Source organism: Flavobacterium sp. KACC 22758 (assembly GCF_028736135.1).
Lineage (GTDB): Bacteria > Bacteroidota > Bacteroidia > Flavobacteriales > Flavobacteriaceae > Flavobacterium > Flavobacterium johnsoniae.
In genome coordinates this window covers 3695787-3720229 of sequence record NZ_CP117878.1, presented here as the reverse complement: position 1 = coordinate 3720229, position 24443 = coordinate 3695787, and the positions used below count along the sequence as shown (strand labels likewise).

At 39.9% G+C, this 24443-nt stretch carries 23 protein-coding genes; 8 read left to right on the top strand and 15 right to left on the bottom strand.

Going from position 1 to position 24443, the window contains the following annotated elements; all coding sequences use genetic code 11:
• Positions 1-90 precede the first annotated feature (90 nt).
• From hemH to PQ462_RS15685, 5 genes are all read right to left on the bottom strand, one after another.
• Positions 91-1104, bottom strand: coding sequence for a ferrochelatase (gene hemH, locus PQ462_RS15705; protein ID WP_223704573.1), 1014 nt, complete (start codon positions 1102-1104; stop codon positions 91-93).
• 92 nt (positions 1105-1196) lie between these two features.
• The gene (locus PQ462_RS15700) at positions 1197-2087 is read right to left on the bottom strand and encodes an AraC family transcriptional regulator (RefSeq protein WP_274250693.1); all 891 of its coding nucleotides are present in this window, start codon (positions 2085-2087) and stop codon (positions 1197-1199) included.
• A gap of 47 nt (positions 2088-2134) precedes the next feature.
• The gene (locus tag PQ462_RS15695) at positions 2135-2686 is read right to left on the bottom strand and encodes a YceI family protein (protein ID WP_219071217.1); all 552 of its coding nucleotides are present in this window, start codon (positions 2684-2686) and stop codon (positions 2135-2137) included.
• Positions 2687-2732: 46 nt separating this feature from the next.
• Complete coding sequence (locus PQ462_RS15690; RefSeq protein WP_184160478.1) at positions 2733-3272, bottom strand: YceI family protein; 540 nt, start codon at positions 3270-3272, stop codon at positions 2733-2735.
• A 14-nt stretch (positions 3273-3286) separates the two neighbouring features.
• The gene (locus tag PQ462_RS15685) at positions 3287-3655 is read right to left on the bottom strand and encodes a hypothetical protein (protein ID WP_184160480.1); all 369 of its coding nucleotides are present in this window, start codon (positions 3653-3655) and stop codon (positions 3287-3289) included.
• Positions 3656-3826: 171 nt separating this feature from the next.
• Between PQ462_RS15685 and PQ462_RS15680 the strand changes: the two genes are divergently transcribed.
• The 5 genes from PQ462_RS15680 (at position 3827) to hemA (ending at position 7815) form a co-directional block, all read left to right on the top strand.
• Positions 3827-4216, top strand: a complete 390-nt coding sequence (locus tag PQ462_RS15680; protein ID WP_223704575.1) for an OB-fold protein — start codon at positions 3827-3829, stop codon at positions 4214-4216.
• Between the two features lie 27 nt (positions 4217-4243).
• Positions 4244-5083, top strand: a complete 840-nt coding sequence (locus PQ462_RS15675) for a DUF5777 family beta-barrel protein (protein ID WP_142452371.1) — start codon at positions 4244-4246, stop codon at positions 5081-5083.
• Positions 5084-5212: 129 nt separating this feature from the next.
• Entirely contained in the window at positions 5213-5647 is a 435-nt protein-coding gene (locus tag PQ462_RS15670) for a hypothetical protein (RefSeq protein ID WP_274250692.1), read from the top strand.
• 21 nt (positions 5648-5668) lie between these two features.
• On the top strand, positions 5669-6262 hold the full coding sequence (locus PQ462_RS15665) for a hypothetical protein (protein ID WP_274250691.1): 594 nt from the start codon (positions 5669-5671) through the stop codon (positions 6260-6262).
• Between the two features lie 248 nt (positions 6263-6510).
• Complete coding sequence (gene hemA, locus PQ462_RS15660) at positions 6511-7815, top strand: glutamyl-tRNA reductase (RefSeq protein ID WP_274250690.1); 1305 nt, start codon at positions 6511-6513, stop codon at positions 7813-7815.
• Between the two features lie 862 nt (positions 7816-8677).
• On the opposite strand, the gene PQ462_RS15655 is transcribed toward hemA, so the two are convergent.
• From PQ462_RS15655 to PQ462_RS15645, 3 genes are all read right to left on the bottom strand, one after another.
• On the bottom strand, positions 8678-9466 hold the full coding sequence (locus PQ462_RS15655; RefSeq protein WP_274250689.1) for an anti-sigma factor: 789 nt from the start codon (positions 9464-9466) through the stop codon (positions 8678-8680).
• Positions 9467-9997, bottom strand: coding sequence for an RNA polymerase sigma factor (locus tag PQ462_RS15650; protein WP_274250688.1), 531 nt, complete (start codon positions 9995-9997; stop codon positions 9467-9469).
• A 114-nt stretch (positions 9998-10111) separates the two neighbouring features.
• Positions 10112-10291: a hypothetical protein gene (locus PQ462_RS15645; RefSeq protein ID WP_274250687.1), complete on the bottom strand. Its 180-nt coding sequence runs from the start codon at positions 10289-10291 to the stop codon at positions 10112-10114.
• 153 nt (positions 10292-10444) lie between these two features.
• Between PQ462_RS15645 and nhaA the strand changes: the two genes are divergently transcribed.
• Positions 10445-11638: a Na+/H+ antiporter NhaA gene (gene nhaA / locus PQ462_RS15640; protein ID WP_274250686.1), complete on the top strand. Its 1194-nt coding sequence runs from the start codon at positions 10445-10447 to the stop codon at positions 11636-11638.
• Here the strand turns inward: nhaA and PQ462_RS15635 are convergent.
• Both PQ462_RS15635 and PQ462_RS15630 read right to left on the bottom strand, forming a co-directional pair.
• Positions 11635-12945, bottom strand: a complete 1311-nt coding sequence (locus PQ462_RS15635; RefSeq protein ID WP_274250685.1) for a DUF389 domain-containing protein — start codon at positions 12943-12945, stop codon at positions 11635-11637. The genes nhaA and PQ462_RS15635 overlap by 4 nt on opposite strands.
• 125 nt (positions 12946-13070) lie before the next feature.
• Positions 13071-14855 (bottom strand): chloride channel protein, encoded by a 1785-nt coding sequence (locus PQ462_RS15630; protein ID WP_274250684.1) that lies wholly within the window; start codon positions 14853-14855, stop codon positions 13071-13073.
• A 502-nt stretch (positions 14856-15357) separates the two neighbouring features.
• Here PQ462_RS15630 and PQ462_RS15625 point away from each other — a divergent pair.
• Positions 15358-15912, top strand: a complete 555-nt coding sequence (locus PQ462_RS15625) for a fasciclin domain-containing protein (RefSeq protein ID WP_274250683.1) — start codon at positions 15358-15360, stop codon at positions 15910-15912.
• A 219-nt stretch (positions 15913-16131) separates the two neighbouring features.
• On the opposite strand, the gene PQ462_RS15620 is transcribed toward PQ462_RS15625, so the two are convergent.
• The 4 genes from PQ462_RS15620 to PQ462_RS15605 form a co-directional block, all read right to left on the bottom strand.
• A complete protein-coding gene (locus PQ462_RS15620; protein ID WP_274250682.1) occupies positions 16132-17346 on the bottom strand; it encodes a DUF6596 domain-containing protein in 1215 nt (404 codons plus the stop codon).
• The gene (locus PQ462_RS15615; RefSeq protein ID WP_274250681.1) at positions 17336-17692 is read right to left on the bottom strand and encodes a YciI family protein; all 357 of its coding nucleotides are present in this window, start codon (positions 17690-17692) and stop codon (positions 17336-17338) included. The genes PQ462_RS15620 and PQ462_RS15615 overlap by 11 nt, the downstream gene beginning before the upstream one ends.
• A gap of 468 nt (positions 17693-18160) precedes the next feature.
• The gene (locus tag PQ462_RS15610; RefSeq protein ID WP_149208524.1) at positions 18161-18544 is read right to left on the bottom strand and encodes a response regulator; all 384 of its coding nucleotides are present in this window, start codon (positions 18542-18544) and stop codon (positions 18161-18163) included.
• Between the two features lie 38 nt (positions 18545-18582).
• The gene (locus PQ462_RS15605) at positions 18583-21957 is read right to left on the bottom strand and encodes a PAS domain-containing sensor histidine kinase (RefSeq protein ID WP_274250680.1); all 3375 of its coding nucleotides are present in this window, start codon (positions 21955-21957) and stop codon (positions 18583-18585) included.
• A 506-nt stretch (positions 21958-22463) separates the two neighbouring features.
• Here PQ462_RS15605 and PQ462_RS15600 point away from each other — a divergent pair.
• Entirely contained in the window at positions 22464-22934 is a 471-nt protein-coding gene (locus PQ462_RS15600; RefSeq protein ID WP_274250679.1) for a DUF1016 N-terminal domain-containing protein, read from the top strand.
• A gap of 325 nt (positions 22935-23259) precedes the next feature.
• Here the strand turns inward: PQ462_RS15600 and PQ462_RS15595 are convergent, their stop codons facing one another.
• Positions 23260-24264 (bottom strand): SDR family oxidoreductase, encoded by a 1005-nt coding sequence (locus PQ462_RS15595; protein WP_274250678.1) that lies wholly within the window; start codon positions 24262-24264, stop codon positions 23260-23262.
• Positions 24265-24443: the final 179 nt, after the last annotated feature.

Below are 24443 nucleotides of genomic sequence, written 5' to 3'. Positions count from 1 at the left end.
TAGGAATTAATCAGTTGTATAAAGGATATCAGAAATATTTCAAATCTCATCAGATTAATTTAATGGATTGATAGAAGTGCCCTTTGAGGATTATTCAGACCAGTCCCTAATCCATTTACTCACTGTCCGGCACCATTGGTCGTCGTCATTCAAACATGGAATTGCCAAAAACTCTTCTCCTCCATTTGCTTCAAAATCTTCTTTGGCACGCATCGCGATTTCTTCCAAAGTTTCTAAACAATCCGAAACGAAAGCTGGAGTTACAACTGCTAATTTCTTGATTCCTTTTGCTGGCATGTTATCAATTTCAACATCGGTATACGGTTCTAACCATTTATCTCCCGCCAAACGCGATTGAAATGTCAAACTGTATTTATCTTCTGGAAGCCCTAATAATTTTATGACTTGTTTTGTTGTTTCGTAACATTGATGACGGTAGCAGAATTCATGTGCCGGAGATGGCGTATTACAACAAGAACCATCAATTTTACAATGCGATTTAGTTACATCGGTTTTGCGAATGTGACGTTCTGGAATTCCGTGATACGAAAACAACAAATGATCGTAATCAAAACCAACTAAATGTTTTTGAATTGAATCGGCTAAATTCTTGATATAATCTGGTTTATTGTAAAATGCCGGAACATCTGTAAATTTCATGTGTGGGAATTTCCTCTTGCGAATTTCTTCTGCTTTTACTAAAATAGTCAAAGTCGAAGCCATTGCATATTGCGGATATAAAGGAAAAAGCATTACATCTGTAACTCCTTTATCACTCAATTCTTGAAGTCCTTTTTCGATTGTCATGCTTCCGTAACGCATTGCTAAGGAAACAGGAACATTTACCAAAGGCTGAACCTTTTTCTGCATTCTTTCTGACAGCACAACTAATGGTGAACCTTCTTCCCACCAGATTTTTGCGTAAGCATGGGCAGATTCTTCTGGTCTTTTTCTTAAAATAATGCCGCGAACTAGTAAAGCTCTTAATAAATACGGAACATCGATCACGTATTTATCCATTAAAAATTCATCTAAATACGGTTTGACATCTTTTGGCGCGGGACTTTCGGGAGATCCTAAATTTACTAATAATAATCCTTTCATTATCTTTTTTGTTTTAAGATTTGTTCTAATTTTTCCTCAAACTCAGTGCTTGCCGCTTCTTAGAAATCAATTAATATATTTTTATTTATGCTCTAATCTATAAAAGCGATACTGTTTTTATGATTGGTATTAATGGACATCAGATATCTTTTTGGGGTTGTGGAAAATTTTTTCTTGAATCCCGCAATAAAGTGGCTTCCGGTGCTATATCCTATTTTCAGGCCGACTTCATTTACATTGTAAGAACCGCTGTCCAATAGTTTTAGTGCAAAATCCATTTTGTAATCAAAGAGAAAACCATAAACCGTATCACCATAAATTTGTTTGAAGCCTATTTTTAATTTTTTCATATTCAGTCCAATTTCATCTGCCAGCTGCTGCAGTCCTGGCGGTTCGGCCATATTAGCGATAAGTATTTCTCTGGCTTTTTTGATTTTCATTACGTTATCTTCATCAATCAAAAATGGACATTGCACTGCGTTTGGATCTTCCATTTTATTGAAATACAAACTCAATAATTCATATCCTTTTCCTTTATAATAAAGGTTCTTTAGGGAAGGATGAAGGCTGTAATGAAACAGCTGGCTCAAAACAATAGCCATAGAAGGACAGATGGTTCCTTCGGCATAATACTTTTTTTTCTTCTTATCGGGGCTTAAAATAGAAATATAATCTGCTTGAATGGAAAATAACGAGTGAAATTTATTAATCGAAACAATAATAGAAATCACCCATGAATTTGGAGAAAGTTCTACCTTAAGCGATGACTGACGCTGCAGATTGCACAAAATCAGTGATTTTTCCTCTTTTAATTCTAAAGTGCAATGGTTCTGACTGGACAAAAAAAATGCATTGCCTTTTAGTCCGAAATGAAACTGTATCAGCCCGGCACCTATTTCGTGCTGTGCAGAAAAAGATTCTGAGCTGTCGTTCTGGAAACGGATAAGGGTAAGGCCGTCCTCAATTTGTATTTCTTCCTCCATTTTTTTTATATAAAAATTACTGACTTTTCAAGATAGTGTTCAGGAGGTTATTGTCTATTGGTTTCTAAGACTGCGGCAACCTGGATATTTATTTTATTGGAAAGCTTGCTTTTAACCAAATTTGGGATTTCAATATTAAAATCACTGGCATTTACGCTGAAATTACATGAAATGCTGACACCTGATGGTGATCTGCTTATCTTTGCAGCAGTATTTATATCCCTGGATTTACCGTGAAGTTCTAATTTGCCTTTAATGATAAAATCTTTGGGATTTACTGTTAGGCTTTGAAGATCAAACCCTTGTATTTTTCCTTTAAATACGGCTTTTGGATATTGGTCACTTTCGATATAATTTTCATTAAAGTGTTCTTCCATTAAAGCAACCTTAAACTGGAAACCTTTCATCAGGGCTAAACTTGCAATCTCTCCTGTTGCTGGATTCAAAACAAAAGTAACATTCTGATTTACTGCTTTAACTTCTTCAAAAGAAGGAACGGAAGCTTCAAAAATGACTTTTGCCGATTTACTGATCATTTTTTCTTGTGATACGCCAATGGCGCAAACACACAGCATTGCAATAAGTATTGTTTTTTTCATTATTTTGCCTTTATTTTTTTATAAAATCATTCTGTTTTATGCAGTCTTATTTTAAAACTGCAATAATTTGAATTTTGACTTTATTATCCAGTTTATATTTAATAAGCGCTGGAATTGGAATGTTAAAATCACTCGCATTTACTTCAAAATCAGATATAAAGGTGACTCGGGAACCCGATCTTGTAATTTTTGCATCGGCACTTATATCCTTGGATTTTCCATGCACTTCTAATTTTCCTTTTACGGTGTAATCTTTATAATCTTCTGTAAGACTTTTAATATCGAATCCTTCTATTTGCCCTCTAAAAATAGCTTTCGGATATTTATCGGTTTCCATGTAATTTTCATTAAAATGTTCTTCCATTAATGCCATTTCAAATTCAAATCCTTTCATTAAAGCCAGACTTGCTACTTCTCCAGTTGCGGGATTCAAAACAAAAGTTACATTGCTGTTAGTTCCTGCAACCGGCTGAAAAGAAGGTACTGAAGCTTCCAGAGTTATTGTTGCAGATTTGGTTACTATTTTTTCTTGTGAAAAAACAATAAAAGAAGCCAATAGCATTGGCATTATTATGATTTTCTTCATGTTCTTGTTATAGATTATTTTTCTAATAATCCATCCTGATTCCATTTATTTATAATGTCAATAGTCGCTTGAGGCAATCTTGGGCCACCCTGTGGCATTAAGGAACTATCTCCATTTTCTAAAGAAATTCGTGTAAGCAGTCCACGATTTAAAACTGCATTTTTAACCTGTTCATAAGTAACTAAAGACATCGGCGCTCCATTTTTAGGAACTGCCGCATGGCATACAACACAGTTATTATCAATAATAGATTTTACATTTTGGTTGTATGTTGCCAAACCATTAATTGGTGTAGAGTCAATTAAAGTACTTGGATCATCGTTGGCACAGCTTACAAAAATTGAAGCTAATGATGAGATGGCCAGAAGGGTTTTTAAATTCATAAGATTGGTTTTTAGTTATAAATAAATGCATGATTTTTTTAAGGATCATCAGGCATTTCAAAATTATATACGTTGAAAAGAATAATACAGATTTGGCAAGAGGCATATTTAATGATTTAAATCCAATAGGTATTTTTTAACGTAGATAATTTGAAATACTAAAAACCAGTTATGAGAAAAAAAATACTAATTACAATTTTCCTTTTTATAATAATCGGAATTTCAGCGTACCTCTACCTCTACAAAGGGCATAGAAATATAGAATCAGAAACTGCCGATTATGTTGTAACCGTTAACGAACTGGAAAGAGAGTTTACTTCAAACGACAGTCTGGCTTACATCAAATATCAGGACAAAACAATTGAACTATCTGCACGAGTAACAAGTATTGATAAAGCCAGTAATGGAATTGTTATGAGCGAAAAAGTATTTGTGACATTCAAAAACCGTTTGCCGCAAAATATTATATCTGGAAAAACCCTAAAAATTAAAGGGCGTTTTTTAGGATATGACGAATTGCTCCAGGAATTTAAAATAGACCAATCTTCAGTTGTACACTAATACAAATAACAATTTAAAACTAACCTCATGAAAAACTTTATTCTATTATTTTTTTTATTTCCGCTGTTAACCTTCTCCCAAACCGATTTATTGTCTGGAGTAGAAACTCCTTCTGCAAAAGAAAAAGTGACATCTGCATTCAAAGCCTTAAAAATCGTTAATCTCGAATCTACAAAATTGGCCGCAAAAGGCGATTTGTATTTTGTTGTTGCACACCGATTCGGCTCTATTAAAGATGGTTTTGAAGGTTTTTATGGACTCGATAATGCCAATACGCAGATTAAATTTATTTACGGTGTAACAAATGGACTTAATGTAAGTGCAGCCCGAAGTGAATTTGCTTATGACTTTGCAACAAAATATATGCTGTTTCCTCAAATAAAAGACGGTTTCCCTGTTACTATCGCCGGATTTAATAGTTTGTCTATTAATAACACATTAAAAGAAAGTCTGTATCCGAAACTTCAATTTAAAGACAGGCTTACTTATGTTGCGCAGCTGCTGATTTCCAGAAAATTTTCTGAAAAGCTGTCTTTAGAAATTGTGCCGTCATTCTTTCATCAAAATTTTGTTGAAGACGTAGACCAAAGCAATACTCAATATGCCGTGGGGTTTGGAGGTAGATATAAATTCGCTAAACGCTGGTCTTTAAATATGGATTATGCGGCGCATTTAAACAGAGCACCAAATTCTCTTTATAAAAATCCGTTATCTATAGGTTTTGATCTGGAAACCGGCGGGCATGTTTTTCAAATGCATTTTACCAGCTCTCAAGCAATTGATGAAGCTGGGTATCTGGGAAGAACCACTGGCGACTGGACAAAAGGAGATATATTTTTTGGATTTAATCTTGCCAGAGTTTTCTAGTATCTGCTTTATAATTAAATTATTAGGTAATTTCTGTATTTAAAATGATTCTAAATTGATCGATTTGCAACTATTTCTAAAACCGCGGCTCTGAAGTACACGTAGATAATTTTAAAACCATAAAAAATTATGAAGACTAATAAAATAATCAAAAAAGGACTTTTAATTCTGAGCGGAATATTTGTACTGTTTGCCGCGATTTTGCTTTTTCACATTATAACGGCCAAACCGCCCGTTTATGACACCCCAAATCTTCAGGTAAGCAGAATCGATTTTAAATCAGATATTGATTCTCTGCAGGCCAGAAAAATCTGTGCCGACCTGAGAAGCATAAAAGGCCTGACATCAGACTCTATCATCGTTAAAAGAAATGTTGTGGTGTACTTCCACAATAATAAAATTACAAACTCTGAGAAAGTTTTCAACGAGTTGATGGCTAAAGGACGTTATGATGCCCAGCGTTATATTTTACCAGCCAATTTAGCAAACAAAGAAGTCTGCCCCATGAATCAAAATAGTTTGAGCTATAGACTGTCTCAAAAGATAAATCGTTTTTTTAATTAACCCTTTAATACCTTTAAATTTATGAAAATTTATTCAAAACTTACACTTAGTGTATTACTTGCTGCATCTGCAGCTATGATTTCCTGCAGCAGTAATGACGACGAAACCCCAGCACCTCCTGTAAAGGCATCAATCTATGAACGCTTAGGCGGGACTAAAATGGTTGCCGATCCGGATAATTCAGGTCAGATGATCGAGCAGGGACGTTTGAGTTTCCGAAAAGTCGTAAATTCAGCTATAGGATTAATTGTTGCTGACGTTCAATCGAATGCTGCAGGAAACCTGCAGGCACATTTTGCCCCTTTGTTGGCAGAAACTGGAACTACCCAGTCTACTAATATTGCTAAATTATCAGATAATCTGACTGATTTCTTTTCTTATAATACTGGTGGTACAAATGCGGTAAATACATATTCCGGTTTGAACATGGTTGCTGCTCATGATCCTGCAAAAAATCCTCGTATGGGAACAAAATCCAGTAGTGCAGATTATACAAAATTTGAAGGATATGTAGGGGCTGCTGCCAATGCAAACGGTGTTGCTTCAAATACAGAGCTTTATACTGATATCGTTGCTGTATTGGAATCATTGAGAACTCCTATAGTTCAAAAATAATTTTCAAAACGCTGCCTTATTAAGGCAGCGTTTTATATTTCATTACTATTTGCAGTGCCGGACTCTTAATATTATACAATCATTATATAAATATTTTGAAACTCTGATTTCTTGTATAATGGCATGAATTATATAAAATTGCCAATTTGAATCCATTTATTCCACAGCGATATATTAAATCCTTCTGGCGTTGTTATATATAAATTAGTTAGTAATATTTTTTTGAACTTTTTAAGCAGAGCATAAATATGGAAAATTTTAATATGTCCAGATCCACTACTTTTTACGCTTTAGGGTTAAGCTATAAGAAAGCAGATGCAGCAATTAGAGGAAAATTTAGTTTAGATACTAAAGCGCAATCTGATTTATTGATGCAGGCCAAAGCGGAAGGTATAGAATCATTAATAGTTACTTCGACCTGCAATAGAACTGAAATTTATGGTTTTGCCCATCATCCTTATGAGCTTATCAAACTGCTTTGCGAAAATAGCAATGGATCTGTAGAAGAATTTCGGCAAGCTGCTTATATATATAAGAGTGAAGAAGCTGTCAGCCACATGTTTCGGGTAGGAACAGGTTTAGACAGTCAGATTCTGGGTGATTTTGAAATCATCAGCCAGATTAAAACCGCCTTTAACAATAGTAAACGGGAAGGTTTGGTCAATACATTTCTGGACCGGTTGATAAATACAGTTATTCAGGCGAGCAAAAAAGTTAAAACGGAGACGAAAATTTCTTCTGGTGCAACTTCAGTTTCTTTTGCATCAGTGCAGTATATTATCCGAAATGTGGCGGATATTGGAAACAAAAATATTTTGTTATTCGGAACGGGGAAAATAGGAAGAAATACGTGCGAAAACTTAGTAAAACATACTAAAAACAGCCATATTGCCCTTATAAACAGAACAAAAAACAAAGCCGAATTACTAGCTGGCAAGCTGAATGTTATTGTAAAAGATTATGCTGATTTAAAACAGGAACTGCAGCAGGCCGATGTGCTCGTTGTAGCTACAGGAGCACAAAATCCGACTATTGACAAAACATCGCTTGCTTTACAGAAACCCTTATTGATCTTGGATTTATCCATCCCTCGCAATGTAGATACCAATGTAGAAGAAATCCCCGGTGTAACTTTGATACATCTGGATGATTTATCTCAAATTACTGATGACACGCTGGAAAAGAGAAAACAGCATATTCCTGCTGCGGAAGCCATTATTGATGATCTGAAATTAGAACTGAATACCTGGGTGAACGGCCGAAAATGTGCTCCGACTATTCATGCCTTAAAATCCAAGCTAAATGATATTGTATCAGCAGAATTTGCTTTTCAAAAAAAGAAAACAACCCATTTTGATGATGCACAGATGGATTTAATCAGTTCAAGGATTATTCAAAAATTAACAAACCATTTTGCATCCCACTTAAAAAATGAAAATACTTCAGTAGATCAAAGTATTGAATTCATTGAAAAAGTATTTCAGATAGGGCATCTTGCGCCGAATAAGGCTTCTTCACCAATAGAAGAAAAATACAAAATCAATCTATCATAACTGCTTAATCAGCTTCAGTTTGAAACCTACAGCAAAGTTCTGAGCAAGCTATACAAAAATAGAACCCGTCAGCTGCGCTGCACGCTGCGACGGGCTTGTCCATAAACATAATCTTCCAAAAAATGTTTACTTAATTCTGCATGGGAGTAATCAATTCCTCATTTGGTAAAGTTAGACTAATTAATTTAGTGATAATTAGATGATTATTAATTAATTTTATAATTAGCTTTTTTACTATAAACTGCCTCACATCATTGATCCATGTTATAAAAGAAGCGGCGTGCCAAACGCTTGAGCAGTAAACTAATTTTCTGCCCCAGCTGAGCAATAATTGATAATAAGAGAATGAGAGCGGAAAATTCAATAAATGATAAATAGTTATTTAATGGGTTTTCATTATTTCAATTAAATAGAAATTTAAATAATAAGAGTATGGGTCTATTCTATTTTTGGCGTTCGAATCCTGTTAACTTTTAACTTACGCTAAGTTTCAATTTATCTTATTTTTCAAGTGAATTTGGAAGATTACTATTTGAAATTGTTGGTCAAAAACAGTTTATAAACATCCTCGAGGGTTAAACGCTAAAAAACGGTAAGCTTAAACTTTTTAATCAAATAAAGTATCAGTCGAAAGTATCTGATTATTGAAAGCATTCTTTATAATTCTACTTTGGCGGCACAAATTTAAACTATTATCATGAGAGAATATTCAAATCAAAATTTGACGATGATTTTAGATTTTTTTACGACGGCTAAGGGGTTTGGATAACGTTCCGCCAGAGTATAGTTATAGTATTGAATCCCAAAAAGCGCATATTGAATAGGATCAATATGCGCTTTTTAGTTTGGACTTTTTATGGAATTAGACTTTTCCTAAAGTATAAAGCTGCTCCATTGTAGGTGTCGGGCTTCCCCCTGCAGGTTCCAGCGTGATGCCAAAAGCTTCAGCTGAATCGGTTTGGCTTACAGCGAAGATTTTTTGAGTGTTTTCTTCAAAATTATCCAGCAGACCAATACTTGTCGGGGTAAGCACCGGACTTAGTTTTAAAGACCAAACCTGGTAAACCATTCCTTTAGGAGGGTTTGGCAGACCTGCCGCGTCGATATAAGTCGTTTTTGCTTCTTTGTTCCAGTACACTTTTGCAAATGATGCCGCAGATACAGATTGTCCGCCCAGAGTAACGCTTGTGTTTTTAATGTCTCTCACAATGCTTAGGTTTTTCTCAGTCTGTTTATTCTGCTGGTCTAAAAAAGCATATTCTCTTTCAATTTTATTTTTTTCGCCTCCGGCCTCAGAGACTGCCTGTTTGGATTTTGCCAGTTCTAAAGTCTGATATCCAAAACCTAGCAATAATAATACTGCAGCTGCCCAGCCCAAGTATTGCGACAGGTTTGATGCTGGTTTTATATTGACAACTTTAGTATGTTTAAGCTCTAATAGCGCTTTTGTTTTTTCGAAATTGGCGACCGAATGGAAAGGAGAGAAGCTTGATGATAAGGCCGAAACAGCTTTTTCTATAGAGATGATTTCACTTTCAACCTCGGGGTTTTCTCTGGCCAGTGCGGCAATTTCCAGGTTCTCTTTTTCTGTAAGCAGGCCGTAAACGTACAGTTCTAAAATGCCTGATTCAATATATTGCTTCGCTTCCATTTATATCTTTAAATAATTTCTTAAATCGTTGATACAGTTTCTATTTTGTGTCTTTACAGTTCCCAGAGGTATAGCTAGCTCTTCTGAAGCTTCCTGCTGGGTATATCCTTTAAAGAACAGCAGATCAATAATCTCAATGCATTTTGGTTTCAGTTTTTTAACGAACTCCTGAATACCAATTGCATCTAGTTTATTAGCTAATTTATTGCTGTCATCTAACAGATTTACGAAATTATCCGAAGAAAGGTTTTTTTGGGTGTTGTTGAAATTTTTGGATCGCAGCTTATCAATCGATGTATTCCTTGCAATATTAATGATCCATGTGTAGAACCTGCCTTTGCTTTCACTGTAGCTATCGATGTTTTTCCAGATTTTCACAAAGACTTCCTGCAGGACATCTTCGGCTTCTTCCCGGTTTTTTACCAGAACATTTATGACCGAAAACAAGCTTTTTGAGTACATATCGTAGAGATGGGTGAAAGCTCTTTCATCTTTTTTGCGGATTAATACCAATAATTCTTCTTGGCTCATAGGATTGGATTTAAAGCTTAAATAAATTTTAATTTCTTATAAAGTGGTAATGCCGGATAAAGGTAATTTATTTTTTATGCAAATAATCCAAAAGCAGAAATAAAGGGCATCACTTTAAAAAATCCCAATTTTAAGGGTGTATGCTGTGCTGCTGTTTGATCTTGCAGAAATCGATAATTTTGCCTCTTTATTAATGCAGGATGCAGAACTTTTGTCTTGTTTGGCTGCATTCATTTTTTTTGCGGCTACTTTCAGTAGAGAGTTACATTCCATTAGAGATTGATTTTTTTTCATGCAAATAGGATTATTGCTTTTAGAGATGCACAACGGCATTGAACTGATCTCCTTCTTATATTTTGAGGACATCCTTTGAATTGCTGATTTTTTGAGCTGCTTCCGCTGTTTTTAGAGTTGGAATAACAGTTTTTAAGTTTTAAATTTGTAAATATGACAAAACTGATAAACTTAAAACTATTTATGCATTTTTTCCGCTCATCTTCGGCAGGCGGCATTTTTTTGATAATCTCGTTATTGGTATCACTGCTGATTGCCAATTCAGGCTGGTCGGAAGGTTTTAAAGAGATCCTTAACTTTAAATTGGGATTCAATGCAGCTTGGGTCCATTTACAATACCCTATTGTGCTGTGGATTAATGACGGGCTGATGGCGGTTTTCTTCCTGCTTGTCGGACTTGAGATTAAACGGGAGGTGATAGAAGGAGAGCTGTCATCATTCTCCCATGCAGCGCTTCCTGTCCTAGCGGCTGTAGGTGGTGTAGTGGTCCCCGCTTTTATCTACGCATCTTTTAACAGTCCAGATCCGGTTGCAGCTAAAGGCTGGGGCATACCCATGGCTACAGATATTGCTTTTGCACTTGGCATTTTATCTCTTTTAGGGACCAGAGTGCCGTCAGGGCTTAAAATTTTTCTGGCTGCTCTGGCCATTGTCGATGATCTGATTGCTATTCTGGTGATAGCGCTGTTTTATTCCTCAGAGCTTAATTTCATCTATCTTGGATACGCGTGCGCATTGTTTGTTTTATTAATTGTCTTTAATCGGGCAGGAATTAAAAACCTGCTGTTTTATCTGCTTCCAGGGATTATAATCTGGTATTTTATCCATCATTCCGGGATCCATGCCACCATAGCGGGCGTATTGGTCGCGATGACCGTACCCACCAATGAGGACGCTACCGAGTCACCCCTTGAAAAGCTGGAGCATTTCCTGACAAGGCCTGTTAATTTTGTCATTATGCCCATCTTTGCGCTTGCCAATACCAATATTACTTTTGAATCTGCCATGATAGAAGGACTTGTCAGCAATCTGGGCCTTGGCATCATGCTGGGATTATTTCTTGGAAAACCGATTGGGATTTTTGCTATGTCCTGGCTTTCTGTAAAATTAAAGATAGCGCAGCTGCCGGAATCCGTCTCCTGGGTTCATGTTCTCGGGCTGGGCCTGCTGGGAGGAATTGGCTTTACGATGTCCATATTTATTGCACTATTGTCTTTTGAAGATCCGCTGCTGCAGAATGAAGCCAAATTTGCCATACTGGCAGCATCAACGCTGGCAGGTATTCTCGGGTACTGCATTCTGAGCCTGTATAACAAAAGACAAAGCAGGACTTTTCGGGAGCGTTAACGTTTCCTGAAGAGTTCAACGTTATTTACCAATAATCTTTCATTGAGCCATTTCTGTAATTTTTCAGCATCCGTTTTAGAAAGGTCTTTTTCTGCATCATAGATAACGGCCGTAACAGCAGTTATGCTGTCTTTTTGATTGATTAAAGCAGTTCTGCTTACCGATAATGAGGTAATGGCAGGATAAAGCACTCTGGATTCTTTTAAGATCTGGCGGCTGTCAAATTTATTTCTGCTTAGTTCTTTTTCCAGCTGCATAATTTTAACATCCTTTAAATTCATTTCATTCTCGCTGCTTTTGATCTGGTTCAGGATATCTCCCTTCAGGGCATTCAGACGATCGGTGCTGTCCTGCCTGATAATCAGCCGGGTGTCTGAAAGGTATTTGTTTTGGTTGAGTCTCTTTGTGAGAGCTGTAATTTCTGCCTTGGAAAAACGTCTTGAAAGAAAAGCCAGCTCTAGTTTTCTTATTTTGGGGCCGAAGTCGGTTTTTTTATAAACGATGGTATAGCCTTTATCGGTGAATTCATTCTCAATGAAAAGATCTGCATTTTTTTTAAACTGCTGTTCCCTGTAAAGCGAGTAGGCCAGATAGCTGCTGGGCAGCAGCATGACAGTGATCAGAAAAGCAATGATGTATTTTACGCGCTTCTGATGGGTTTCATCAATCTGCTTAACGGCAGGGTAATTCAGGTATTTTATGATTAAAAATGTGGCGATGCCTATAAAGACGCAGTTTATGCTGTAGAGGTAGAAGGCCCCGAGAAAAAATTTCCATTGTCCGGTTGCCAGTCCATAGCCGGCGGTGCACAGCGGCGGCATGAGCGCTGTTGCAATGGCAACGCCGGGAATCGGGTTTCCTTTTTCAGATCGTGTGACGGCTATAACGCCGACCACGCCGCCAAAAAAAGCTATAAGGATATCATAGATATTGGGAGAAGTTCTGGCCAGCAGTTCAGACTGCACATCCTTGAAAGGGCTTAGGTAAAAATAAAGGGTGGAAACCGCCAGACTCACCACAGTTGCCGTAAGCAGGTTGTTTAGTGATTTTTTGAACAGTGAAAAATCGTAAATGCCCAATGCAAACCCGGCGCCTACTATTGGTCCCATCAGCGGGGAAATAAGCATTGCCCCGATAATCACGGCAGTGGAATTTACATTCAGGCCAACCGAAGCCACAATAATGGCACAGGCAAGGATCCAGAGGTTTGCGCCTTTAAAGGTTATGTTTTTTTTAACGGCTTCCAGCGTTCTGGCCCTGTCATCTTCTCCGTCTCGAAGATTGAGCAGATCAGTAATTTTTCCCATTGTCTTTAAAATTAGTGTGGTACAAAGTGCCTGTTCAGGGCATGTACTGCTAAGATAAGACTATTTCGGCACATTGGGAAACAAGCCCGCACAGGATCCTGTCTGAATCAGCTTAAGAAAAGACTTTATTCAAAAATCATTGATTTGAGCCTGTTTCGGTAAGATTCCAGCACATCTGATTTGGTAATGAAGCCGTAGTATTTTCCATTTTTGAGCACGGGGAGATAAGCCCTGCCGCTTTTCTCAAATTTTTTCATCACGGTTTCCATGCTGTCAAACAGATGTACGGTCTGCATGGGCTGGGCCATTATATCTCTGACCAGGATGTTTTTTGATTTTTGATTATCGAAAATTACTTCCCTTATATCATTAAAGTAAACCAGTCCTTCGAGTTCATTTTGATCATCGACTGCCGCAAAAATTACCTGATCCGAATGGGCTAACAGTCCTGCTACATCTTCAAGGTCCTGTCCGCTGCCGACAGTGAGATAATCTTTTCTGATAAGCTCTTCAATTTCCAGTGTGCAGAGAATATTAGCGTCCTTGTTGCTGGTAAAGGCATTTCCTTTTCTGGCCAGGTTCTTTACATCCAGGGAGTGCTTTTCAAAACGTTTGGAAACGGCAAAACTTACTGATGCCACTATCATCAGGGGGATCATCAAATCATAGCCGCCCGTTATTTCAGCGATAAGGAATATGGCAGTCAGCGGCGCATGAAAAAGACCGCTCAGTATTCCGGCCATGCCCACCAGGGTAAAATTGCCTACAGGCAGATTGGTCAGCCCGGTGAGGTTTAAAAATTTTGAAAAGAAATAGCCTGCATAAGAACCCAGAAACAGGGAAGGTGCAAAGTTTCCGCCGTTCCCGCCGCTTCCCAGCGTAATTCCCGAGGCAAAAGCCTTGAGCAGCATTGAAGTGCCGACAAAAAGCAGCAGCATCCAGTCATTGGAAGCGAAATCTGAAAACAGCGTATTTTCCAGCAGTTTTCCGGGATCTTTATCGGCCAGGGTTTTGATGCTTTCATAGCCTTCGCCAAAAAGGGTGGGGAATATAAAAATCATCAGCCCCAGAATAGATGCGCCTATTACGGCTTTTTTATATGGCCCGTACTTCAAGTGCGCAAAAGTGTGTTCTGTCCTTAAGAAATTACGAGCGTAGAACACGGCGGTAAAACCGGTAAAAAGCCCCATCAGCACGTAGAATGGAATATTGTGGTAATCAAAGCTCTGCTTTTCGCGGAAAGCCAGCAGTATGTTTTCATTCAGTACAACTGCAGAAACCAGGGCGCCTGTAGCCGCAGCGATCATAATGGGGGTGAAAGCCGAAATGGTCACATCGACAAGCAGCACTTCTATGGCAAATAAAACCCCGGCAATCGGCGCATTAAAAGCGGCTGCGATACCAGCTGCGACCCCGCATCCGATCAGCAGTGTCCGTTCCTGGTAGCTCAGCCGGAACTGCTGGGCATAGTTGGATCCGAAAGCGGCGCCTGTTATTACAATAGGGCTTTCCAGTCCGGCAGATCCGCCCAGTCCGACTGTCAGTGAGCTTGTCATTATCTGGGCATACATCTGTTTTTTAGGGATAATGCTTGCCTTTCTGGCCACTGTATATAAAATTTGGGAGGTTCCTTTTTCAAGGCTTCCTCCCAGTATTTTTTTTACTACCAAAACAGTCAGCAGAATGCCGATAACAGGCAGTATGCTGTTAATGAAACTTAATTTTAATGTTCCATTGATGTAGGTTGCAGATGAATAGACCCAGTGAGCGAAGGCCTTTAAAAAGATTACGGCAACGGCCGAAGTAATCCCAATGAGTACGCTTGAGAGAAATATAAACTGTTTTCGGGACAGCTTCTGCTGGCCCAGCAGTAAAAGCTGTTTTGTTTTTAAAAGTTGTTTTTTGAGCATTGTCCTGAATGGAATGGTGTGGAAATGCAAATATAAACCGCCAGCGCGGTTCTCTCTAGGATATAATGTTAATGTAATGCCAATTTTGAAAGGCCATTACATATGTGCCGATAAAACCACCAGGAGTTCAGCAATAAACTGATGCATTTTCATAAAGGACTCAAGGTGCCTGCGGAAAGAAGTTCCCAGATTTATTGGATAAAAACAGCCTGATCCATATGTTGCTGCTTTTATAGATAGGTAAGGCCTAAAGATATTGGTGATATTGCCGGCCTTGAACATTCCAGCTAAATTTTAGAAGATGGATTTTTTAATTTTTAAGCCTTTTTCAATATCGCGTGGAAAAATAGAAGAAAAATTATTTTTTTTTATAAGCCTAAGAAGCAGGCTCTAAAGCATTTGTTCTTTTTTATTTCGTTTTTTTCAATATTATTTTTTTTCATGAAAACCAGAAAGCAGTTTAAAGCGTAGATGACTTTATAACTTAAAAAAAAATGTAATTATGAAAACTAGAAAATTTTTAGCTTTGGCAGTTTTAACATTGGGATTCGGATTTACGATGAACGCCCAGAAAACCGTGATGGTGGGAGGGGCAGCAATGTATCCAAATAAAAACATAATAGAAAATGCAGTCAACTCTAAGGACCATACCACACTTGTGGCGGCGGTAAAAGCGGCGGGACTGGTAGAGACGCTTCAGGGAAAAGGCCCTTTCACCGTATTTGCGCCGACAAATGAAGCCTTCGGCAAACTTCCTGCAGGAACAGTAGACAATTTACTGAAACCGGAAAACATGAAAATGCTGCAGACTATTCTGACCTACCATGTGGCTGCAGGAAAGATGAACAGTTCCGATATTGCAAAAGCGATAAAAGCAGGAAAAGGAAAAGCAGTGCTGAAAACAGTAAGCGGCGGTACGCTGACAGCCTGGATGGAGGGTAAGGATTTATATATCAGCGACGAGAACGGCAATAAGTCTAAAGTTACCATAGCGGACGTAAACCAGTCGAACGGAGTAATCCATGTGGTTGATGCTGTGCTGCTTCCAAAGATGTAATACTGTAAAGAGATTGTATGCGATAAGCCCCTTTTTTAAAGGGGCTTTTTTATGCTTTTCAGTGTTTGGATTTCCCGGCGGAAAGAAGTGAAGGCCGGCAGCCTTTAAATGATGCCGCTTTTTTAATTTTATGCAGTTCTAAAGCCTGCGGCTGGAGATCATGTCTCTTATCTGAAAAGGAAGAATCAAAAAAGACATATCAATTGAAATATTTTTATTTTATAATCCGACTGACTCGTTTTCCAGCAGGTATTCTTTCCTTATTTTCTGGTTCATTTTACTTAACACCGAAGCGAGTAGATAATCGGACTCTTCAGGTCTGCTTTTTTTTAGGATTTTAGCTTTTACCAGAGAAAAATAAATATGTTCGGCCGGCAGCTCTTTTTCAATCTGAGAAAGAATTTGCAGCGCCTGCTGCGTTTTTCCAATTTTAGCCAGACAAAAGCAATAGTTCAGTCTTGCAATAGGAGACTGGCAGACCTGCTGCATGATTTCATGTAATTTCACAATATCAAGCCAGTCATTTTGTGTTAGCTGCGCAATGGACATGTACCTGCTGATGATAACCGCTTCAAGATAAAAACGGTTTAAGGTTTTGGGTTTTTTAAGGTAATGAAAGCCTAAAGCGATCAGTTGCGCATTCCATTTTTCGCGGTCCTGGCTGAAAAAAGAAATGAGTCTGCCATTGACAACCCGGGCTGCACTTCTTGCGGCATGAAAGCAGAAAAGAGCCAGCAGACTGCCTGTGGAGCCATACTTATAGCGGCCGTATAAAAGTTTAGTCAGAGCCATTGCGTCCAGGCATAAATCTTCATTGAAAACCCCTTGGGCCTTTTCATCAAAACAGTCGTAGCCTATATTAAAGACAGCGTAAAATATTTCTTCTGCCATGGCGATTTCTTCCCTGACGGCTGCTATTGAATCCAGTTCGACAGTTTTGCCCTTAAATTGGGACCTTATGTTTTTCTTTGTCCTGGCAATGCTTTTGTAAACGGCTTCTTTACCCATCAAGGTGCAGCTGCTTATTTCAGATATGCTTAGTCCAAAAATATCCTTAAGAGCAAAGAGTATTTTGGCTTGGCTGGAAATATTTTCTACAGCAGATATAAAAAGAACGGTCTGAAGCCGCAGGTCAGTCTGGCAGCTTTCCGCCGCATAACCTTCCATATGTTGCGCAGAAAAACTGTTTTTTTCTTTATCCTTTTTGATCTGGTTCAGCAGGTCATTTCGGGCAACGATGAAAAGCCAGTTTTCCATATTGTTCAGGATGGTATTCTGGCTGCGTATTTTTAAGGATTTTAATAAGGAATTATGAATGGCATCCTCAATTTCAGAAATATAATCTGCACCAAACTTATTTAATAACGCTGCAAACAGCTTTCCGTACAAGGCCCGGTAATTCTTTTCTTCCACGAAAAACATTTCATTGCCCATAATCTTCCATTTCCATTATCTGGCGGATTTCGGTAGTGCCTCCGTAAAGATGCGTGGGACATTCCTTAGCCAGTTCGACAGCCGTTTTTAAATCCTCTGCCTGCAGTAAGTAATATCCCCCAATAATTTCTTTGGATTCCAGATGAGGCCCGTCTTTGATGATGCAGTCTTTCCCGCTGATCAAAACACTTTTTTCCTGCAGTCCGTCGCCTGAAATCAAATGTCCTGCCGCTGCCAATTTTTCTGCCCACCTCATATGCGCATCAGCCAGCTGCTGCATTTGTTTTGATGAGAGCTCGTTTAGTTTTTCAATGTCTTCATGAAGTAATAATAGGAACTTTTTCATAATAAATTATTTTTAAAATTTCATTAAAGACATCTGGGTGTTCCGGTTTTGGACATTTATTTGTTTTTTTTCAAAATAAAAAGCCATTTGGACCCTTGTGTGTGATGGATGTAGAATTCCAGCTGTTACTGGGCTGCATCTGAATTCAAAAAAACTAATAAAACTAAGGAGATTTTTTTAAATCTGCTTAGTTTTTATGCTTTAGTTATGAATCTGCTTTTAAAATTCTTTGAATCGGTAATCTCAAATAGGACGGGATGAATTCTTGCTTTTGGGCCGCTGAAAAAACAGCTTTAACTTTTTGCCGCAAAGTTGAGAGAAGCTTTCCGCTGTTCGGCTTGCAGCAGAGAAGAGTCTGCATTTAATGAATTAAACCCATGTGAAGAGTTCAAAATTTAAAAAAGGGCATGTTTTATAAAAAACAATCCCTTTTTAATAGTTGTAAGCAATGCAATGGAAATCTGCAGTTTAGAAATTCTTTATGGCTGCCATAATATCCTTTCGCTGCTGCTGCAGCGAATATTGTTTGGTCAGGAAAAAGGCGGCCTTGTTTTCCATGGCAAAATTCCTGTCCAGATCACTTGAGGATGTCGTATATATGATAACCGGTATATCCTTCAGGTCGGGATCCATTTTAATGTGCTGCAAGAAGGTACGCCCGTCCATTATGGGCATATTGAGATCCAGAAAAATCAAATCCGGCTTTGTAAAGTTTTCAGATTTAAGTTTTTCAAAGGCATCTGCGCCATTTATGGCTTGCTGCAGTACAATTGAGGGATGGTCTTCGGCCAGCAGTTCAGCAAAGATTTCGCGGTCGTCTGGATCATCATCAATTAAAAAAATGGTCGTCATATGTATAATAATGGAGTGTAAATATACTATTTTCCCTCCTAATTTTTTATCATCCCCCCAATTTTTTCGCGCAGTTCAGGCATAATAATAGTAAAAACAGTGCCTGAGCCTTCCTGCGATGCGGCAGTAATTTCACCATTGTGGTTCTGCATGATCTTGCGGCACATGGCAAGGCCGATTCCGGTGCCTGAATACTGGTCGTTTCCATGCAGGCGCTGGAAGATATTGAAAATCTGTTCGGCGTACTGCTGTGAGAATCCAATGCCGTTATCGCGCACTTCTATTTTGATATAGGGAAGTTCCAGATCCAGTGCATGCAGCCTGAGTTGAGCTTCTGGAACAGGCTGTGCGTTAATGCTGATTTCGGGCCTGGTGCCGGACTTGGTATATTTCAGGGCATTGGAGAGCAGATTGCCGAAAAGCTGTGACATCTGAAGCGGTATGGCCTGCACGAGGGGAAGCTGCCCGATGCTTACCTGGGCATTTTTCTGTTCGATGACCAGGTCAAAATCTGCCAATATTTCGCTGAGCACTGTATTGAGGTTTACCGGTACAAATTGATGTGAAATATGGGTGAGCTTTGAAAACTGCAGCACATCCTTAATGAGGTTCTCCATCCTTCTGGAAGAAGAGCTGATCTTGTCGATATAAGTATTTACCTTCTCGGGGTTCTTTCCCAGATTGTTCTGCAGCAGATCGGTAAAAACGCTGATCTTTCTTATGGGTTCCTGCAGGTCGTGGGAGGCGATATAGGCAAACTGCGAAAGCTCGCGGTTGTTGGCCTCCAGTTCGGCATTTTTAGTCTGCAGCTCGGCGGTCTGTTCCTTTACCTTGAAGGTAAGCTCCTGCTGGAGTTCCTTTTCTTTGGTCACGTCCTGCGCCGTGCCGCTGAGTGATTTTACCACACCATCCTTGCCGTACTGCACCTGGGCGTTGGCATGGATAATGCGCTGCTGTCCTGTTATTTTGTTTACAATCTGAAATTCATAATCATAAAATTGTTCGGCCGAACCGCTGAGGGCCTCTTCCAGGGCCGCGGCAACTTTATGCCTGTAGGGTTCGCTGATGCGCTGCAGGAACTCTTCCCGGTCTGCGGTGCCGGCGCTTAAACCGAGCCACTCCTTAAAACGGTCCGAACAGGTAATGGTTTTAGTTTCGGCGTCGAGCGTCCAAGTGGAGAGTTCGGCCAGTTCAATAGCCCCTGTGAGCGCCATCCTTGTCTCTTCGAGTTTTTTGGTGGCGATGACCTGATCGGTAACGTCAATGGCAATGTCCATAACCCCGTAAATCGTGCCTTTGGAGTCGCGGATCGGGGTATAGGTAAACTCAAAATAGTAGGTGCTGATTTTTCCGTTGAGCTTCAGGTCCGCCGGTACGGAATGACCGTAATAGGTTTCGCCTGTACGGTAGACCTGCTGCAGGATATCCATAAAAGGCTGCCCCCTTAATTCGGGAACGGCTTCTTCCATGGGCAGCCCTATCACGGAGCTGTCCTTGCCCCAGTATCCAATCATGATATCATTGGCAATTTCGATCTTCATATCCAGTCCTGTAAAGAGGCAGATCCCCACGGGGGACTGCTCGATCATCGAGGTGAGCTGGTTCTGGCTTTCAATAACGGCCTGGCGCACGGAAATTATTTCATCGATGTCCATGCAGAACCCGGCGTAGCCGCCGTACTGTCCGTCGGCATCATAAAAAGGGTCGCCGGCGGCGCGGCACCAGATCAGCTGCCCATTGTTTTTCCTTGCCCGGAAAAGCACATCAAAATGGCTTTTCTGCTCCAGGGCCTTAAGGTATGCTTCTTTGGTTTTTTTATAGTCCTGCTCGGCAATGACCCAGGTCCATTTTCCCTCCAGCAGTTCCTGGTAGGGCACCCCTGTGAAATCAATAAGGGTTTTGTTGAAATAGGTAAACATTCCCTGCGGATTGGAAAGCCATAACCCGGTAGGGGAGCTGTCGGTTACATTTGAAAAATGGCGGTCTGCCTCCCGCTTGTTCATCTCAAGTCGTGACTGTGCCTGCTCAAGGGCCAGACGGCTGTTTTCTTTTTCGGTGATGTCGGCGACCGTTCCGGAGAACATCGGTGCTTTTGCTTCGGAATTGATGATGCGTGCAGCTGATATGGCAATGTGGTGTATGCTGCCGTCGTCCCAAATAACCCTTGGGGCATAGTTAAAGGTGCCATTTTCCATGCCGCTTTTGATAGCGCCGGTCCTCAGATGCAGGTCATCGGGATGCACGTATTTGAGGAAATCCTTCCTGCCCAGGCCGGGTTTAAAATTCCCGGTGAGTATCCTGCTGAATTCAGCGGAATACTCCAAGGTATCAGCGGCATAATCCACGCTGAAAAGTCCCAGAGCCATGCTCTGTATGGTAAGATCGGTGAGCTGTCTTGATTTTTGAAGCTCTTGAGCCGCTTTGCGGTGCTGGGTGATATCCTGCAGAATGCCGTTAAAGCGATATGCGGTTTTAGTATTGTCAAACCATGCCTTTCCAAGGGCATGCACAATCCGCGGTATTTTGGTAATGGGGTGGATGATGGTATACTCAATATCGTATCGCCCGCCTGATTCGTATCGGAGTGCATAATTAATTGATTCAGTGACACGCTGACGGTCCTTCTCTGCGACTGCCCCCAGGGCATGTTCGAGTTTCACCTGCTGATCGGCCTTGAGCCCGAACCAGTCCTTGAGCCTTGCATTTGAAGAAAAGCGCCGTGTCCTTGGATCCAGGTCATAAGTCCCAAATTCGGCTGCGTTGATGGCAAATTCCAGCTCGTCGCTGCTTTGCTGCAGATGAAGTCTGCTGTTTACTTTTTCAGTGGTTTCATTGCAGATTACCAATACACCCTTGATCTGGCGGCGGTCGTCCCTTATCGGGCTATAGCTGAAAGTCCAGTATACGTCTTCCATTTTGCCGTTTCGGAATATTGGCAGCAGCAGGTCGTCGTACCAGATGCTTTCTCCCGTTGACAGCACTTTTTGAATCAGCGGATGGATAAAATCCCATATTTCAGGCCAGCAGTCCACGGCTTTCTGTCCCATGGCTTTGGGATGTCTGCCCTCATTTCCGAAACTGGGACGATAGGCATCATTGTAGAACTGTATCAGCTGATCACCCCACCAGAGAAACATCGGAAATTTTGAGGACACGATTGTGGCAATGGTGTTTTTGAGGTTCTCCGGCCAGGTGTCCGGAGTGCCCAAAGTATGGCTTTCCCAGTCAATATTTTCAATTAGCTCGGCGGCTTCACCTCCATTTTGAAGAAAGTAAAAGTCTGAAGTATTTGGGTCTTGATTCAATTTTTTAGTTTTAGGAAGGGCTGCTGCATACAGGATAACAGTTTTGGTTTTTGTAAAAGTAAGCAATTTTATTTTTTGTTGCGGTTCCGATGGAACGGACTTCTTCATCCGATATGCTGTTTCTGCCTAACAGCCAGCGTAAAAAAATAGTTTTTGTCTTGCGTAAAATTAATTTTTCCGCTGTGGCAGCTTTTATACAATTTTTATCGAAAATTTTAAAATTGTCACTTTTAAGGCTTTAGTTTTTCAACTGCATTTGCGGCGTAAAACTTTAGTTAAATAATGCCAAACACTACATCTGCATACTGCAATGGCATTTTTAAGGTTTTGTCTGTGGGAAGCCGGATCCGACTATTTTTTTAAACCATTTTTTTGGATGTGTTAATTTAGAATCCTGGCTGTTTTAAAAATATTGATCCGCATCGCTTTTAAAGAGTGTCTGATGTCTTACTGCTTATTTATTTCTAAAAAAACGCAGGGCGGATGCTGTTAGATTTTTTATCTTTGAAATATTCAATTTTTATTTAGGCCTTTAGCTGAAACTTTTAATAAAAATTGTGATGATTTCAACTAAACTAGAAGCCCTGTAATTTGGTTAAGCATGATGGGATACTATGGCAGAAAATATAAATAATACAGCGTTTATTGAAGCGGATTTAATCAGCGAGTTATCCCGCCTTGCCGAGCAGACCCAACAGCAGGCTAACAGTTCTTCAGTGCTGCTTTTTTGGGAAATTGGATTTAAAATTAATGAAACAATACTTGATAAAAAACTATCAGAAAACGCACGACAGATCGTGACTGCCTTGTCGTTGGAACTAAAGAATAAATTCGGCAGCAATTTTGAAGAAAAAAATCTTCGGACAATGATGCGGTTTGCTGATGAGTTTGCAGACAAAGAAATTGTCGCAAGACTGTCCCGGCAATTAAGATGGTCCCATTTTTTAGCTATTCTGCCTGTCAAAAACACAGAGGCTAAACTCTTCTATGCCAATCAGATTAACGACCTGCTGATGAGCGTCAATGATTTAGGAGAGCAGATAGCCGCGAAAACTTTTAAACGTACTGAAACAGGAAAATATTAACAGAATCATCTCCATTTGATGGACAGTACTCTTTTAAAGAACCTACTGGGATGTTTTTTAAAATATAGGAAATGTTTTTTTAGAAAAGATTTGTTACAGGAATACTTGGTTAGGTAAAAAATATGGAGAAGATTAAATTTAGTTTTACTTTTTATCATCGAAAATCAAATCGCCAGCAGATAGAATTGCAGTTTCTCATTATCAGTCTCTGATAGCTTTTATAAAAAATAGAGTATTTTAAGGTAAATTTTATTACAGTCAATAAAAACCTCTGCAGACTGCTATTGCAGAGGTTTTGTACTTTATAAATCCTCTCTCTGATTGATTATGGATTGCCTTCACCGCCGCTTGAGCCATAAATCTGCCCAGTTGCATAGCTGGCATCTTCAGCGGCGAGCTGTACATAAATGGAAGCCAGTTCGGCCGGCTGTCCTGGTCTCCCCAAAGGAGTTTGGGATCCAAATTCTTTGAGTTTTTCCATACTGGCACCTCCGCTTACCTGCAATGCAGTCCACACTGGTCCTGGGGCTACACCGTTGACTCTGATTCCTTTTGGTGCCAGCTGTCTGGCCAGTGATTTGATGTAATTTGTAGTGGCGGCTTTTGTCTGGGCATAATCGTATAAATCTTCGGTGGGAGCATAGGCCTGCACAGAACTTGTTCCGATGATGGATGATCCCGGTTTCAGGTAAGGCAGCGCCGCTTTGATAATCCAGAAAGGAGCATAAATATTGGTTTTCATGGTCCAGTCAAATTCTTCTGAGGAAATATCTAAGATGGATTGGTGAGCCTGCTGTCTTGCCGCGTTGTTGACTACTATATCTAATCCGCCAAGGGCTTGGGCTGCCTGATCGACAAGAGATCTGCAGAACGTCTCATCGCGGAGATCCCCGGGAATGGCAGCAGCCTTTCTTCCTGCGTCTTCAATGAGCTGGATCACTTCCTTTGCATCTTCCTCTTCGGTAGGGTAATAGTTTATGGCAACATCAGCTCCTTCTCTTGCATAAGCAATTGCGGCGGCTCTTCCCAAACCGGAATCGCCTCCTGTAATGAGGGCCTTACGGCCTTTTAATCGTCCTGTGCCTTTGTAGCTTTCTTCACCATGATCCGGTCTGGGATCCATTTTACTGACAAGACCCGGCCATGGCTGCGACTGCTCATTGAAGGGCGGTACTGCATATTTGGTGACAGGGTCTTGCATTTCAGCAGCATGGCTGTTTTGCTGTGCGGCTGGATTTAAGGTGTTTTCGCTGTGCAGCGCGCTTTCTCCAAGTGCAGGTGCCACACCGGTCTGCTCAGCATTCTGCGGTATATTGTTTTTGCTTTCCATAATCATTTACTTTTTGCATTTTTAAAAATCATCTTCTTTTTTCCTAAAAAAATGGAATCAAATTTAAAAAACGAACCAGCCTTCATTATTATAAGATTACAGCAATTTTTTGCAAGATATAGAGTATCGAATGGTAATCTGCGGTTTTCAGCTGTGCATTGCGATCTGGCGCTTCTTGG

Coding starts and splice junctions, on each gene's coding strand:
- PQ462_RS15630 (WP_274250684.1), bottom strand. CDS start 14,855: ATGCTCAAAAAACAACTTTTAAAAACAAAACAGCTTTTACTGCTGGGC.
- PQ462_RS15615 (WP_274250681.1), bottom strand. CDS start 17,692: ATGAAAAAGTTCCTATTATTACTTCATGAAGACATTGAAAAACTAAAC.
- PQ462_RS15680 (WP_223704575.1), top strand. CDS start 3,827: ATGAGAAAAAAAATACTAATTACAATTTTCCTTTTTATAATAATCGGA.
- hemH (WP_223704573.1), bottom strand. CDS start 1,104: ATGAAAGGATTATTATTAGTAAATTTAGGATCTCCCGAAAGTCCCGCG.
- PQ462_RS15600 (WP_274250679.1), top strand. CDS start 22,464: ATGGCAGAAAATATAAATAATACAGCGTTTATTGAAGCGGATTTAATC.
- PQ462_RS15635 (WP_274250685.1), bottom strand. CDS start 12,945: ATGGGAAAAATTACTGATCTGCTCAATCTTCGAGACGGAGAAGATGAC.
- PQ462_RS15595 (WP_274250678.1), bottom strand. CDS start 24,264: ATGGAAAGCAAAAACAATATACCGCAGAATGCTGAGCAGACCGGTGTG.
- PQ462_RS15610 (WP_149208524.1), bottom strand. CDS start 18,544: ATGACGACCATTTTTTTAATTGATGATGATCCAGACGACCGCGAAATC.
- PQ462_RS15655 (WP_274250689.1), bottom strand. CDS start 9,466: ATGGAAGCGAAGCAATATATTGAATCAGGCATTTTAGAACTGTACGTT.
- PQ462_RS15625 (WP_274250683.1), top strand. CDS start 15,358: ATGAAAACTAGAAAATTTTTAGCTTTGGCAGTTTTAACATTGGGATTC.
- PQ462_RS15645 (WP_274250687.1), bottom strand. CDS start 10,291: ATGAAAAAAAATCAATCTCTAATGGAATGTAACTCTCTACTGAAAGTA.
- PQ462_RS15605 (WP_274250680.1), bottom strand. CDS start 21,957: ATGAAGAAGTCCGTTCCATCGGAACCGCAACAAAAAATAAAATTGCTT.
- PQ462_RS15650 (WP_274250688.1), bottom strand. CDS start 9,997: ATGAGCCAAGAAGAATTATTGGTATTAATCCGCAAAAAAGATGAAAGA.
- PQ462_RS15620 (WP_274250682.1), bottom strand. CDS start 17,346: ATGGGCAATGAAATGTTTTTCGTGGAAGAAAAGAATTACCGGGCCTTG.
- hemA (WP_274250690.1), top strand. CDS start 6,511: ATGGAAAATTTTAATATGTCCAGATCCACTACTTTTTACGCTTTAGGG.
- PQ462_RS15690 (WP_184160478.1), bottom strand. CDS start 3,272: ATGAAGAAAATCATAATAATGCCAATGCTATTGGCTTCTTTTATTGTT.
- PQ462_RS15700 (WP_274250693.1), bottom strand. CDS start 2,087: ATGGAGGAAGAAATACAAATTGAGGACGGCCTTACCCTTATCCGTTTC.
- PQ462_RS15665 (WP_274250691.1), top strand. CDS start 5,669: ATGAAAATTTATTCAAAACTTACACTTAGTGTATTACTTGCTGCATCT.
- PQ462_RS15675 (WP_142452371.1), top strand. CDS start 4,244: ATGAAAAACTTTATTCTATTATTTTTTTTATTTCCGCTGTTAACCTTC.
- nhaA (WP_274250686.1), top strand. CDS start 10,445: ATGACAAAACTGATAAACTTAAAACTATTTATGCATTTTTTCCGCTCA.
- PQ462_RS15670 (WP_274250692.1), top strand. CDS start 5,213: ATGAAGACTAATAAAATAATCAAAAAAGGACTTTTAATTCTGAGCGGA.
- PQ462_RS15685 (WP_184160480.1), bottom strand. CDS start 3,655: ATGAATTTAAAAACCCTTCTGGCCATCTCATCATTAGCTTCAATTTTT.
- PQ462_RS15695 (WP_219071217.1), bottom strand. CDS start 2,686: ATGAAAAAAACAATACTTATTGCAATGCTGTGTGTTTGCGCCATTGGC.